This window comes from Streptomyces sp. NPDC088194, assembly GCF_040702025.1.
Lineage (GTDB): Bacteria > Actinomycetota > Actinomycetes > Streptomycetales > Streptomycetaceae > Actinacidiphila.
On sequence record NZ_JBFBIV010000014.1, the window covers coordinates 33,225 to 46,862 of the forward strand.

The 13,638-nt window shown below is 72.6% G+C and carries 13 protein-coding genes; 9 read left to right on the plus strand and 4 right to left on the minus strand.

Annotated elements, in window-relative coordinates; translation table 11 throughout:
- The first annotated feature begins 134 nt into the window (after positions 1 to 134).
- The 5 genes from AB0399_RS10195 (at position 135) to AB0399_RS10215 (ending at position 4,181) form a co-directional block, all read left to right on the plus strand.
- Positions 135 to 2,369, plus strand: a complete 2,235-nt coding sequence (locus AB0399_RS10195) for an ATP-dependent DNA helicase UvrD2 (RefSeq protein ID WP_329373938.1) — start codon at positions 135 to 137, stop codon at positions 2,367 to 2,369.
- Between the two features lie 164 nt (positions 2,370 to 2,533).
- Positions 2,534 to 2,890, plus strand: coding sequence for a hypothetical protein (locus AB0399_RS10200; protein ID WP_329373936.1), 357 nt, complete (start codon positions 2,534 to 2,536; stop codon positions 2,888 to 2,890).
- Between the two features lie 152 nt (positions 2,891 to 3,042).
- Positions 3,043 to 3,456, plus strand: a complete 414-nt coding sequence (locus AB0399_RS10205) for a WhiB family transcriptional regulator (protein WP_328469001.1) — start codon at positions 3,043 to 3,045, stop codon at positions 3,454 to 3,456.
- Entirely contained in the window at positions 3,453 to 3,794 is a 342-nt protein-coding gene (locus AB0399_RS10210) for a hypothetical protein (protein WP_329365029.1), read from the plus strand. Before AB0399_RS10205 ends, AB0399_RS10210 begins: the two co-directional genes overlap by 4 nt.
- 168 nt (positions 3,795 to 3,962) lie before the next feature.
- Positions 3,963 to 4,181, plus strand: a complete 219-nt coding sequence (locus tag AB0399_RS10215; RefSeq protein ID WP_329365027.1) for a hypothetical protein — start codon at positions 3,963 to 3,965, stop codon at positions 4,179 to 4,181.
- A 1-nt stretch (position 4,182) separates the two neighbouring features.
- Here the strand turns inward: AB0399_RS10215 and AB0399_RS10220 are convergent, their stop codons facing one another.
- Together AB0399_RS10220 and AB0399_RS10225 are read right to left on the minus strand one after the other, a co-directional pair.
- On the minus strand, positions 4,183 to 5,532 hold the full coding sequence (locus tag AB0399_RS10220) for an AarF/ABC1/UbiB kinase family protein (RefSeq protein WP_329365026.1): 1,350 nt from the start codon (positions 5,530 to 5,532) through the stop codon (positions 4,183 to 4,185).
- A 22-nt stretch (positions 5,533 to 5,554) separates the two neighbouring features.
- Complete coding sequence (locus AB0399_RS10225) at positions 5,555 to 7,087, minus strand: ThiF family adenylyltransferase (protein ID WP_366410961.1); 1,533 nt, start codon at positions 7,085 to 7,087, stop codon at positions 5,555 to 5,557.
- A 361-nt stretch (positions 7,088 to 7,448) separates the two neighbouring features.
- Between AB0399_RS10225 and AB0399_RS10230 the strand changes: the two genes are divergently transcribed.
- The 4 genes from AB0399_RS10230 to AB0399_RS10245 all read left to right on the plus strand — a co-directional run bounded on the left by AB0399_RS10230 (position 7,449) and on the right by AB0399_RS10245 (position 11,330).
- On the plus strand, positions 7,449 to 7,973 hold the full coding sequence (locus tag AB0399_RS10230; protein ID WP_329365022.1) for a M48 family metallopeptidase: 525 nt from the start codon (positions 7,449 to 7,451) through the stop codon (positions 7,971 to 7,973).
- Positions 7,974 to 8,170: 197 nt separating this feature from the next.
- Entirely contained in the window at positions 8,171 to 9,859 is a 1,689-nt protein-coding gene (locus AB0399_RS10235; protein WP_366410962.1) for a TerD family protein, read from the plus strand.
- Between the two features lie 6 nt (positions 9,860 to 9,865).
- Positions 9,866 to 10,549, plus strand: coding sequence for an AIM24 family protein (locus tag AB0399_RS10240; RefSeq protein WP_328469016.1), 684 nt, complete (start codon positions 9,866 to 9,868; stop codon positions 10,547 to 10,549).
- Between the two features lie 16 nt (positions 10,550 to 10,565).
- Positions 10,566 to 11,330, plus strand: a complete 765-nt coding sequence (locus tag AB0399_RS10245; protein WP_329365018.1) for an AIM24 family protein — start codon at positions 10,566 to 10,568, stop codon at positions 11,328 to 11,330.
- A 137-nt stretch (positions 11,331 to 11,467) separates the two neighbouring features.
- Here the strand turns inward: AB0399_RS10245 and AB0399_RS10250 are convergent, their stop codons facing one another.
- Both AB0399_RS10250 and AB0399_RS10255 read right to left on the minus strand, forming a co-directional pair.
- Positions 11,468 to 11,998 carry an NUDIX hydrolase gene (locus tag AB0399_RS10250; protein ID WP_366410963.1) on the minus strand — a complete coding sequence of 177 codons (531 nt, stop codon included), beginning with the start codon at positions 11,996 to 11,998 and terminating at the stop codon, positions 11,468 to 11,470.
- Entirely contained in the window at positions 11,995 to 13,542 is a 1,548-nt protein-coding gene (locus tag AB0399_RS10255) for a zinc-dependent metalloprotease (RefSeq protein ID WP_366410964.1), read from the minus strand. The genes AB0399_RS10250 and AB0399_RS10255 overlap by 4 nt, the downstream gene beginning before the upstream one ends.
- Between the last annotated feature and the right edge of the window lie 96 nt (positions 13,543 to 13,638).

The following is a 13,638-nucleotide window of genomic DNA, read 5'->3' on the forward strand; positions in this document are numbered from 1 at the left end:
CGCTTCGATGCCGCCGCCGCGCCGCGGACCGTACACCGGACGGGCAAGCCTGTGGATAACTTCGCCGGGGTGTCGCCGGAACCTGGCACAGTGGCGGTGTGACTGCGACAACCCACGACTCGCTCTTCCCCGCGATGCCCGACTCCGCGGACGCGGTGCTCGACGGACTCGACCCCGAGCAGCGCGCCGTCGCCACGGCACTGCACGGCCCGGTGTGCGTGCTGGCCGGTGCCGGCACCGGCAAGACCCGTGCGATCACCCACCGGATCGCGTACGGAGTGCGGTCGGGCATCCTCCAGCCCTCGACGGTGCTCGCGGTGACGTTCACCGCGCGCGCGGCGGGGGAGATGCGCGGGCGGCTGCGGCAGCTGGGCGCGGGCGGGGTGCAGGCGCGGACGTTCCACTCCGCCGCCCTGCGGCAGTTGCAGTACTTCTGGCCGCGGGCGATCGGCGGCGAGATGCCGCGCATCATGGACCGCAAGGTGCAGCTCGTCGCGGAGGCGGGCGCCCGCTCCCGGATCAGGCTGGACCGCAGCGAGCTGCGGGACGTGACCGGCGAGATCGAGTGGTGCAAGGTCACCCAGACGGTGCCGGAGGAGTATCCGGCCGTCGCCGCCAAGACCTCGCGCGACGTGCCGCGCGACCCGGCCGAGGTCGCGCGGATCTACGCGACGTACGAGCAGTTGAAGCGCGACCGCGGCCTGATCGACTTCGAGGACGTGCTGCTGCTGACCGTCGGTGTCCTCCAGGACCGGCCGGACGTGGCGGACACCGTCCGCTCGCAGTACCAGCACTTCGTGGTGGACGAGTACCAGGACGTCAGCCCCCTCCAGCAACGCCTGCTGGAGCTGTGGCTCGGCGGCCGGGGGAATCTGTGCGTGGTCGGCGACGCCTCGCAGACGATCTACTCGTTCACCGGCGCCACCCCGGACTTCCTGCTCGGCTTCCGCACCCGCCACCCGGACGCCACCGTGGTCAAGCTCGTCCGGGACTACCGCTCCACCCCCCAGGTCGTCGGCCTGGCCAACGGCCTGCTCGGCCAGGCCCGCGGCCACGCCGCCGCCCACCGGCTCGAACTGATCTCGCAGCGCGAGCCGGGCCCCGACCCGGTCTACACGGAGTATCCGGACGAGCCGGCCGAGGCCGAGGGCGCCGCCCGCCGGATCAAGGACCTGATCGACTCCGGGGTGCGCCCCAGCGAGATCGCCGTGCTCTACCGGATCAACGCCCAGTCCGAGGTGTACGAACAGGCCCTCGCCGACGCCGGGGTGCCCTACCAGCTGCGCGGCGCCGAGCGGTTCTTCGAGCGCCCCGAGGTGCGCGAGGCAGGCATGCTGCTGCGCGGCGCGGCGCGCGCGGCCGCCGACCCGGGCGAGGAGCGGGAGACCATCCCGCAGCAGGTGCGGGCGGTGCTCAGCTCGCGCGGCTGGGCCTCGGAGCCGCCCGCGGGCTCCGGTGCGGTGCGCGACCGCTGGGAGTCGCTGGCGGCGCTGGTGCGGCTGTCGGAGGACTTCACCGCGGCCCGGCCCGCCGCGGAGCTGTCCGACTTCGTCACGGAGCTTGACGAGCGGGCCAACGCCCAGCACGCCCCCACGGTGGAGGGCGTCACCCTCGCCTCGCTGCACGCCGCGAAGGGCCTGGAGTGGGACGCGGTGTTCCTCGTCGGCCTGACCGAGGGCACCTTGCCGATCACCCACGCCAAGACCGACGAGCAGATCGAGGAGGAGCGCCGGCTGCTCTACGTCGGGGTGACCCGCGCCCGTCTGCACCTCTCGCTGTCGTGGGCGCTGTCGCGCTCGCCCGGCGGGCGCGGCGGTCGGCGGCCCTCCCGCTTCATGGACGGACTGCGGCCGGGGTCCGCGCCGCGCGGCGCCCGGGGCGGTGCCGGCGGCCAGGGCGGCGCCGAGCGCGGCTCGGGCGGCCGCAGCAGGCGCCGCGGCCCGGTGCTGTGCCGGGTGTGCGGGCGCACCCTGTCCGAAGCCGGCGAGATCAAGCTGATGCGCTGCGAGGACTGCCCCTCCGACCTCGACGAGGCGCTGTACGACCGGTTGCGCGGCTGGCGGATGGAACAGGCCAAGGCGCTCGGCCAGCCCGCCTACTGCGTCTTCACCGACAAGACGCTGCTGGCCATCGCCGAGGTCAGGCCGTCCGACGAGCAGGGGCTCTCCGCGATCCCCGGCGTGGGCGCCCGCAAACTCGACAAGTTCGGCGCCGACGTGCTGGCGCTGTGCACCGGAGTTCCCCTGGACGAAGCCGACGAAGCCCAGGACAGCGCGGAATACGACGCTCCGGACGAAGTACCGGAAGAGGCCCTTCCGGCCAACTCGCAGGAGGGCGCGGAATCTTCTTCGGAAGAAGCCGAAAAATAGTTTGCGCATCGCGCGGGAGTCCTCATAGCCTGCGTGAGCACGGTCGAGAACGGGTCTTCCAAGAGCCGCCAAGACTGTGATGTACTAGGCAAGTCCGGTCCACTGCCCTTACGAGACGCCGAGAGGAGGCGAGCACAGTGAGCAGCAACATCACCATCACCAAAATGACCGATCGTCCGGTCATGGCAGCCGCCTGCTCGCTCGACGTCTCCGTGGTCTCGCTGCATGGCAGCCGCCGGTCCCTCGCCTCTGCTCTGCTGCCGGTCCTGCCGGTGCGTGAGCACAGTGAGCGACCGACCGGGGCGCCCGCGGTAGCGGCGGCGAAGGCACAGGCGACCGCCTATGCCTTTACCTCTGCGGCTGCCGGCGCCGGCGCGACGAGCGCGAAGGCTGCCAAGGGCGGTGCCAATGGTGTCAAGGGCGCCATTGCCGCCGGACTGGTGATCGGACAGCAGCAAAAGAAGACGCAGCACGGTATGTGGGCCTTCCGCGGGCCTGAACCCTGGAGTGATCCAACCTGACATCGAGTCAGGTCGGCACCCTCAGGGCCGCGGAATCCCACACCGGGAACCGCGGCCCTTCTGTTTTCTCCACCCGGAGATCGCTGTCTACGCAGACAGACACAACCGAAGACCGGCCCACCGGCCGGACCGACAGACGAGGAACGAACACCGTGCATTCCGCCCCGCACGACACGTCCGGACTTCAGCCCGACCTGACCGGGACGCCCACCGGCGACCTCACCGACCACCCTCCCCTCGGCACTGCCGTCGGGGACCCCAGCGCAGACCCTCCGGAGAACACCTTGCTGCCCCTCACCGAGCTCGACGACGAGATCGAGCGACTCGGCGTGCCCGTCCCCTGCCGCACCTACGACCCCGAGGTCTTCTTCGCGGAGTCGCCGGCGGACGTGGAGTACGCCAAGTCCCTCTGCCAGACCTGTCCGGTCCGCGAGGCGTGCCTCGCCGGCGCCAAGGACCGCCGCGAGCCCTGGGGTGTCTGGGGCGGCGAGCTGTTCATCCAGGGCGTCGTGGTTCCCCGCAAGCGGCCGCGTGGCCGTCCGCGTAAGAACGCCGTCGCGGCATGAGCACTCGCGCCATGTTCCGCACCCGGCCCGGCACGATCGACCGGCCCTTGACGCATGACCCGAAGCACCGCAACTCCAAGAATCAGGCCCCGATGACGACTTCCCGCACCGATCAGCTCGCACGTACTTCCGACGCCTTCGCGTCGACCCAGAACAGGAACCTCGAGATGCAACTCATGCCAGAAGCCCTGGCTCGTGCCCATATGCAACAGCGACTGCGCGAGGCCGAACAGCAACGTAGGTCGCAGCGCCTGCTCACCGCCCGCCGGCTCCAGCGCCGTGCCGAACGCGCCTCGATGCGCGCCCGGCGCGCGCTGGCCATGGCGGTCATGCAGTAGCCGGCGCACGCGACAGCCCTCGCGACGTGACCGGGATGCCGTAACGGCACACCGGAAACCTCGAAGCAACGCTGACCACGTACGATCCCGCGGGACCGGTCCGACCAGGACCGGTCCCGCAGTGCGTTATCACGACAAAACAGGCGTCCGCGGAGGTATCGTCACCCAGTGGATCAGAAACCCTCTCAGGCCACGACGACGGGCACACCGTCCAGCACACCGCGCACGTCCGGGACGGCCTGCGGTCGCTGCGGCGCCACTGCCGAGGGCCTTCCGCTGACCTGGACCTGCTCCGTCGAGAACGGGCGCCGCGTCTACTTCTGCGACACCTGCGCCCGCGAACACCTGCGCAGCATCGAGGGGCGCCTCGACTCCGCCTGGTGGTAGCTCACGCCGACGCCGCGGTGCCCTCCGGGTCGAACCCCGGCAGCCACTGCTGCAACTCCGCACGCAGCCGCACCTCGGCGCCGAGCTGGCACAGCACCCCGACCGTGCTCAACGTCACCCGGTGGATCAGCAGATACGACGGCGGCAGGTTCAACTGCTTGCCCAACTGATGCGCCGGCGACCGAGGATCGGCGATCCGGGCCGCCTGCGCCCGCATCCACGCCCGGTCGAACCGGAACTCCTCCCGCCCGGCCGGCTCGATGATCGGCCGCAGATAGTCCAGTACCGCTTCCGCGTCGAGGGTGATCGTCGGCTTGACGAAGCCCTCCGCGCGCAGCATGCGGTATACCTCCTCCGCGTCGTCGGCCAGCGCCAGCCGCAGCGCGGTGCCGATCGGCAGCGGCAGGCCCTCCGGCAGCCGGTCCACCGTGCCGAAGTCCAGCACCCCCAGCCGCCAGCCCTCCGCCGGGCCGTCGTCGACGAGCAGGCGGAAGTTGCCCGGGTGCGGATCGGCGTGCAGCAGCCCGGTCCTGGCCGGGCCGGCGAACAGGAAGTGCGCCAGCAACTGTCCGGCCCGGTCCCGCATCTCCCGGCTTCCGCCCGAGATCACCTCCGACAGCGGCACCCCGTCCATCCACTCGGTGACCAGCACCTGGTCCGCCTGGTGCACCACATCCGGTACCTCGACATCGGGGTCCCCGGCGAACTCCTCCGCGTGTGCGTGCTGGGCCGCGGCCTCCAGTTCGTAGTCCAGCTCCTCCGCGACCCGGGCCCGCAACTCCGCGAGCAGCGGCTTCACGTCCATTCCCGGCACCAGCGGGCCGAACAGCCGCGCCACCCGGCCCAGTTGCGACAGGTCGGACAGCAGCGCGTCCCCGGCCCCCGGATACTGGACCTTCACCGCGACCTTGCGGCCGTCACTCCACACCGCCCGGTGCACCTGCCCGATCGACGCGGCCGCGGCCGGGATGTCCTCGAACGACGTGAACATCGAGCGCCAGTCCTTGCCGAGCTGCTCGGACAGCACCCGGTGCACGGTGCGGGCCGGCATCGGCGGAGCGGCCTCCTGGAGCTTGGTGAGCGCCGCGCGGTACGGCCCGGCGACGTCCTCCGGAAGTGCCGACTCGAACACCGACAGGGCCTGCCCGAACTTCATCGCGCCGCCCTTCAGCTCCCCGAGCACCTTGAAGAGCTGTTCGGCGGTGCGCTCCTGCAACTCGGTGGCGACCTCGTCGGCCGGCCGGCCGCCCAGCCGCTTGCCCAGCCCGAGCGTGGCCCGCCCGGCGAAGCCCAGAGGAAGCGCGGCCAGCTTCGCGGTGCGAGTCACCGCCTTGCGTGGAAGATCAGACATGCGCCCCCTCATTTCCCGTCGGTCACATGGCCATTGTGCCTCCCTCCGCCGCCGCCCGGCCGTGACGATCTCGACTTATCGCCTGTGGCGAGCGCTCCCGGGACCCCGCGGCCCCGCTGCCGGGGCCCTCCCCACCCGCAGCAGCGGTCCCGCATGCGCGCCCCGCCGTCGCCCGTGTCCCCGGGCCGGTCCCTGCCCCGAGCCGTGGCCGTACGCCGGTCCCCGTCCACGCCCCGGCGGGTGCGGCGGGCCCGGCCGCGTGGACCTCGGCACGGTGGGTTTCCGCGGTGCCGCCCCCGCTTCCGGCGCTCTGGCTGCCGCCGCCCCCGCTTCCGGCCTCCCGACTCACGGCGCCACCACCTCCGACGCTCGCCGTCGGCGCGTCGGCGGTGATCGCTCCTCGCGCCCCCGGCGCGCCGACGGTCCGCCGCCGCGCCGCCGCCCCGCACCCGCAGCGGCCGTCCGCGGTCAGCGCCCGCACCCGGGTGGACAAGCGGGACAGGGACACCTCCACCCGGGCGCCCGCGCTCGGCGGCACCCGCCCGTCCAGGTGGGCCAGCACATGCGCCGCCGCCAACCCCGCCACCGCCGTGGCCAGCGCGATGTCGCAGGCCGGGACCGCGGACGGGCGTCCGGAGCGCAACTGGGCCAGCACCCGGGGCAGGGCCGGATCGCGGTCGGCCAGCGCCAGTAGCTGGCACTCCCCGCAGCCGCTCCGCCCGGGCAGCACCAGCGGCCCGACCAGGCCGGTGCCCTCCAGCACCCCCGCGTAGAGGTGTGGCACTCCCGAAGCCACCAGGCGGCGCGCCTGGGCCGCGTCGGGTGCGTAGGCGAGCAGTCCGTCCCGAGGGGCGACCACGGTGAGCGCGCCGCCGCCCGCCGCCCCGGCACCGCTTTCTCCGACCGCTCCCGGCGCCCGCGAGGCGCCACCCGGTCCGGCTCGGCCGTGCCCGCGGGTCACCCCGGGCGCGGCGCGGCGGACCGCACCCCTTCCCGCGGCATCGCGCCGCTCACCCACCTGCTCGGCGGGGAAGCCCGCCGGGCCGATGTCCCACGGCTCGACCCGCCCCACGTCGACGACGTCCACCGCCCCCACCCCTGCGGCCGACAGCACGGACGCCACCGCGGCGCCCACCCGGCCGGCCCCCAGCACCCGCACCCGCGACGCGCGCCGGTGCCGTATCCGCAGCGCGCCCGCGCCCGGGCCGGGGTGTACCACCGACAGGGCCGCGAGGTCCGGGCGCAGCCGGTCCAGCATGTCCGTGCGGTGCCGCAGCGCCCCGGACAGGTCGGAGTGCGCCGAGGCGTCGTCCAGCACGCCGCCCTCCGCCAGCAGGCCCAGCAGGTGCCGGACCCGGTCGGGCCCCAGGCCCAGCGCCTCCGCCTCGCGGGCCAGCACGTCCGCGCTCCGCGTGCCGTCCAGCAGCGACAGGAATCCGGCCGACGGTCCGTCCACCGGCTCCAGCACCACCGCCCGCTCCGGGTCCACCCCGAACTGCACGCACTCCCGGTCCCGCCAGCTCCTGCGCAGCGCGCTCTTCAACATCAACCGCATGGCTCGGCCCTCCTCGCCTGCCGGGCGCGTCCGAGCACGCCCCGGGCGCGCCACCGCGCCCGCGCCAAAGCCCGCTCGGACATACCGCCACCGAATCGCCCAATCACTCTCAGTGACCGATATCTCCACCATGCCCGAAAAACTCACCAGGCCGGAGAAGTTATCCACAGGCTGTGAGGGATAGTCGTTCAAGATGCGTACAAAGCGAGGTGATTCCCGCGGCAACCGGCCCGGGGGCGGGACTTCCCCCACGTACAGCGGGTAACGTCGAGATGTGTCCGCCGATCCTGCCCATGACATCGCAGACCAGCCCGCCCGCGGCACCCGGGCGGGCGAGCCGGGCGGAGCGGGTGGCCCAGGCATGACAGGCCCGGTGGAGGTGCGCCGCAGTGCCCGTCGCCGCCGTACGGTGTCCGCCTATCGGGACGGCGACCGTACGATCGTTCTCCTGCCGGCTCGGATGTCCGCGGCCGAGGAGCAGCGCTGGGTGACGGTGATGCTGGAGAAGCTCGCCGCTCAGGAGAGCCGCCGGATGCCCGGTGACGACGAACTGGCCGCCCGCGCCGAGCGTCTTTCCGAGCAGTATCTGAACGCCCGGGCCGTACCCGACACCGTACGCTGGGTCACCAACCAGAACTCCCGGTGGGGGTCGTGCACCCCGGCCGAAGGCAGCATCCGGCTGTCCCACCGCCTTCAGGGCATGCCCGAGTACGTCATCGACTACGTGCTGCTGCACGAACTCGCGCATCTGCTGGTGCCAGGTCACGGCCCGCAGTTCTGGAAGCTGCTGGAGAGCTACCCGCGCACCGAGCGCGCCCGCGGGTTCCTGGAAGGCGTCGTCGCCGTCGACCGCCTGCCGCACGCGCCCGCTCCGCGCGAGGACTGACCGGCCCCGGCCCCGCGGCCGCGCGCACCCCCGTCACTCCGTCACCCCGTCGGGACAAGCCCGGCGCCTTACCGGTACAAGCTGGTGATGGCCGGTTCCGATGCGAGCCGTTAGCCTGACGCAACGCACAAGGACGACGGGCGCGTACGAAGCGGCGCGACGAGCCGGACGACAAGCGGAATGGGGGAAGGTCGCGCATGGCCAGGGAGTTCCAACGTGGCCACAAGGCCAAGATCACTGATCTGACCGCCGGCAGGGATCTCTATGTCGGCGTGCAGATCACTGCTCCCGGCCTCACGTTCGACATCAGTTGCTTCGGGCTCGACGCCGCCGAACAGCTCTCGGACGACCGGTACTTCGTGTTCTTCAACCAGCCGAAGTCGCCCGAGGAGTCGATCCAGCTCCTCGGCGCGCAGGCCGGCGACACCGAGTCCTTCCGGGTCACCCTCGACCGGATTCCGGACGCGGTGCGGAAGCTGTCCTTCACCGCCACCATCGACGGCGACGGGCAGATGTCGCAGATCTCGCCCGGCTACATCCGGCTGGTCGCGGGCGGCGAGGAGGTGGCGCGGTACGCCTTCACCGGTGCGGAGTTCAGCACCGAGCGCGCGGTGATGCTCGCCGACGTCTACCTCAAGGACGTGTGGCGCTTCGCCGCGGTCGGGCAGGGCTTCGACGGCGGACTCGACGCGCTGCTGCGGAACTTCGGCGGCGAGGTCGCCGAGGAGGAGCCCGCCGCCCAACAGCCGCAGGGCGCCCCGGGGTTCGCCCCGCCCGCCGGCGCGGCGGCCCCCGCACCCGGTTTCGCGCCGCCGCCAGGGCCCGCCGCGGGCACCCCGCCGCCGCTCCCGGCGCCGGCCGCCGTGCCCGCCCCGCCGCCGCCCCCGGTCCAAGTCCCACCGCCGGCACCCGCGTTCGGCGCGCCGCCGGTCGGCCCCACCCCGCCGGCCGCCCCCACCCCTCCGCCGCTGCCCGGAGCCGGCGGCCTCTCGATCCACCAGGCGCCCACCATGGTCGGGCCGTTGAGCACTCCGCCCGCCCAGGCGCCGCCCTTCGGCCAGGTCCCGCCGCCCGCGCCGCCGCCCCCCTTCCCCGGGCAGGCCGCTCCGCCGCCCTTCCCGCAGCAGCCCGGGCAGCCGGCCCAGTTCGGCCGACCCGGCCCGCCAGGACCCCCGATGGGCGGCCAGAGCGGATACGCCGTGCCGCCGACGCCCGCCCTGGGCGCGGGCCTCACCGTCTCCATGCAGAAGTACCGCGAGCAGCCCACCGGTCAGCGCTGGACGCAGCAGAACCCGAAGATGATGCGCGCCGACCTCGGCCAGGGCACCGGACAGCCGGTGCTGGCCCGTCAGGGCGCCATGGTGCTCTACCAGGGCAAGGTCGACTTCGCCTACAAGGGCGCGGGTTTCAGGGGCCGCGTCGTCGGCAACATGACCGGCCAGGAGATGCAGCTCATGCGCTGCACCGGCGGCGGCCAGGTCTTCTTCGCCGAGAACGCCGCCTACCTGCACCCCGTCGAGCTGCAGGGCGACGCGATCTGCGTCTCCGCGGAGAACGTGCTCGCCTTCGACGAGGGGCTCCAGTACGAGGTGCGCAGGATCGAGGGCCACGGCATCCCCGGCGGCGCCCTGTTCACCATGCAGTTCCAGGGCACCGGCACCGTGATCGTCAAGACCCACGGCACCCCCGTGGTCCTCCCGGTCACCCCGACCACCTACGCCGACAGCAACGCGATCGTCGCCTGGTCGGCGGGTTCCCAGGTGATCGTCTCCAGCCAGGTGCGGCTGCGCAGAAGCGTCTACCCCGGCCACAGCGGCGAGACCGTGAACCTCCAGTTCCGCGGCGCGCCCGGCAACTTCATCGTCGTCCAGCCCTACGAGGTGTGACCCGCCATGGACCAGCAGATGATCGCGGGTTACGCCCCCAAGCCGGTCGCCGCCCGGATGGAGAACCACGGCTCCTCCATGCTCAAGGTCGCCATGGCCACCGGCCAGGACCTCTACGCCCGCACCGGCTCGATGATCGCCTACGAGGGCTTCATCCAGTACGAGCCGAACCCGCCGGCGGTACGGCAGATGGCCGCGTCGTGGCTGACCGGTGAGAGCGCGCCGGTGATGAAGTGCACCGGCGACGGCCTGCTCTACCTGGCCGACTACGGCGCCGACGTGGTCTGCGTCAACCTGGACAACGAGTCGGTGTCGGTCAACGGCACCAACCTGCTGGCCTTCGACGCGCACCTGCAATGGGGCGTCGAGCGGGTCAAGGGCCTGGCGAAGTTCGCCGGCCAGGGCCTGTTCAACGTCGCGGTGTCCGGCACCGGTTGGGTCGCCATCACCTCTCGCGGCACTCCGATCGTGGTGGACTGCGGGTCCGGCGCCGACGAGACGTATGTCGACCCTGACGCCCTAGTGGCCTGGTCGTCGGGGCTGAAGATGAAGGCCAAGCGCAGCTTCAAGGCGTCGTCGCTGATCGGGCGCGGCAGCGGCGAGGCGTTCCAGATCGCGTTCTCCGGCCAGGGCTTCGTGGTCGTCCAGCCCAGCGAGGACAGTACCGACCGGCTCCGGGCCCGGGGCTGAGGGGGAGCGACATATCATGCAGAGCCCGCTTTTCGCCTTCACCGAGGTCCAGAACCAGGACCACTACAGCCTGCAGAACTCCTATCTGCTGCGGGTCCGGCTGGACGGTGACACCGGCCCGGACTGCCTCGCCCGCAAGGGCGCGATGGTCGCCTACCAGGGCATGATCGAGTTCGACGGGGAGTACCAGTCGCACTTCCAGCGCAGCGCGGCCCGCGCGACCGGCGAGGGCCTGGACCTGATGCGCTGCTCCGGCCAGGGCACGGTGTACCTGGCGAACCTCGCCCAGCAGATCCACATCCTGGATGTCGACCATGACGGTCTCACCGTCGACAGTGCTTACGTGCTGGCGCTCGACTCCGGCCTGCACTGGGATGTCATCGCGGTCGACAGCCAGTACGGCCTGGCCGGCACCGGGCAGTACAACGTCGCCATCGCCGGGCAGGGCAAGGTCGCCCTCATGACGTCGGGCAAGCCGCTGATGCTCCCGGTCACCCCGAACACGTACGTGTCCTGCGACGCGGACGCGGTCGTCGCCTGGTCGACCTCGCTGCGGGTCCAGATGCAGGCGCAGACCAGCAGTTCGTCGGTGTTCCGGCGGCGCGGTAACACCGGCGAGGGCTGGGAGCTGAACTTCGTCGGCCAGGGCTACGTCCTGGTGCAGCCCAGCGAGATGATGCCGCCGCAGAACGTGGAACTGCACGGCCTGCGGGCGCAGTACGGCGTCGGGGCGCAGGGCGCGCAGGGCGCCAACCAGGGGAACGTGTGGGGCGGTCGCTGAGCCCCTGAGGAACTGCGCGGTAAGGGGCGCCGACCCAGGGTCGGCGCCCCTTACCGGTCTCCGATCGCCGGTCTCCCGCCGGTCGGTCCGTGTCCAGGCGGCCGTGGCGCTCTACCCGTCCGGCCGGACCGCGCTCCTCAGAGCAGCGCCCTGGTGCGTGCCACGAGGGTGCGGACCGACCGGTCCGGCAGCTCGGCGACCTCGTCGAAGGTGAACCAGCGCAGCGCCAGCGACTCGTCGCTGATGGACTCGACGGCACCCGGGGGAGCCACCGCGGCGTACTGGACGTCGAGGTGCCAGGCACACGGCACCAGGTGGCGGTCGAGGTTGACGGGTCCGGGCACCAGGAGATCGAGCCCCTGGATGCCGGACTCCTCGGTGCCCTCGCGCAGCGCGGCACCCGACAGTGAGGTGTCGGCGGGCTCGCAGTGGCCGCCCGTCTGCAACCACAGCTTGAGCTTGGCGTGCAGGGTGAGCAGGACGTGCTGCCGCTCGGCGTCCAGGATGAGCACGCTGCCGGTGAGGTGCCCGGCCTTGCAGAGCTTCTCCATGCCGTCCGGGTGGGCGACCAGGTGCGCCAGGTACTCCCGGCGCAGCTCGTCCTGACCGGCGTCGGGGGCGTGCCAGCTCTCCAGGACGCCCACCGCGTCCTTGTGCAGGGTGCTCACTTGCCGGTGTCGCCGTCCTTGTCGTCGGGGCGCTCGGTGTCCGTGCTCTCGGCGTCCGCGCTCGCGTCCTTGGCCGAACCGCCGTCCTCGGCTTCTGCGGGCTTCTCCGGCCCGGCGGGTGTATCGGCCGCGCTACCGCCTGCGGTGCCCTTGGCGCCCTTGTCCAGGCTCGTCTCGGGGCCGCTGCCGGTGCCGCCGGCCGCCTCGCCGAGCAGCTTGTCGAGTTCGGAGAAGTCGATGACGTCGCGGTGCACGAAGCCGTCCGGGTCGTCGAGGTCCGCCGCGGTCGGCAGCATGTCGGGGTGCGCCCACAGCCCGTCGCGCCCCTCGACGCCACGGGCGTCGGTGAGCGAGGCCCACAGCCGGGAGGCGTCGCGCAGCCGGCGCGGCCGCAGCTCCAGCCCGATGAGGGTGGCGAAGGTCTGCTCGGCCGGGCCGCCGGTCGCCCGGCGGCGGCGCAGCGTCTCGCGCAGCGCGCCCGCGGACGGCAGGTGCGGGGCGGCGGCCGCGTGCACGACCGCGTCCACCCATCCCTCGACCAGCGCGAGGGCGGTCTCCAGCCGGGCCAGCGAGGACTTCTGCGCCGGGGTGTCCTCGGGCTGGAACATGCCCTGCTGCAACGCTTCCTGAAGCTGCTCGGGCTGCGTGGGGTCGAGCTGACCGACGGCCTCTTCCAGGCGTGCGGTGTCGACCTTGATGCCGCGCGCGTATCCCTCGACGGCGCCGAACAGGTGGGCTCGCAGCCAGGGCACGTGGGCGAAGAGCCGCTGGTGGGCCGCTTCGCGCAGGGCGAGGTACAGCCGCACCTCCTCCTGGGGGATGCCCAGGCCCTCGCCGAACGCGGCCACGTTGGCCGGCAGCAGGGCGGCCTTGCCGGCCGGGCCGAGCGGCAGCCCGACGTCGGTGGAGCCGACCACCTCGCCGGCCAGGGTGCCGAGCGCCTGCCCGATCTGGGAGCCGAACATCGCGCCGCCCATGGAGCGCATCATGCCGAGCAGCGGGCCGGTCATGGCCTGCATCTCCTCGGGCAGGACGTCGCCCATGGCGCCGGCCACCCGCTCGGCGACCGGGTCGACCAGGTCCTTCCACACCGGCAGGGTCGCCTCGACCCATTCGGCGCGGCTCCAGGCCACGGCGGTGTTCGCGCCGGACGGCAGGGACGTGGCGCCGTCGAGCCACAGGTCGGCGAGGCGGACCGCCTCCTGGACCCAGTCGCGGTCGGCGCGGCCGACGCTCGCGTCCTTCACGCCGTCCGGGGTGCCCTGGGCGACGGTCTGGCGGGCGATGTCCTTGGCCATGTCCCAGTTCACGGGACCGCCGTCGTAGGAGAGCATCTGGCCGAGCTGCTGGAAGGCCGCGCCCAGGTCACCGGGGTTCAGGGAGCCGAACATCGCCGCGAGCGGGTTGTCGCCGCCGCCCGGGCCGAAGGGGTTGTCGCCGCCGAACCCGAACGGGTTCGGCTGGCCGCCCTTGGGCTGCTTGCCCTCGTCCCCGTCCTCGGGCTCCTCGGGAGGGACGCCGAATCCGAATGGGATGTCACTCACGGGATTCCTCGGATCTGTGTCGTGATGGGCTGTGTCGGGGGCCGGTTCGTGGTGGGCTGGAACTCTGGCTGCCGGTGGTGCGGCGGTTGTCGGGAG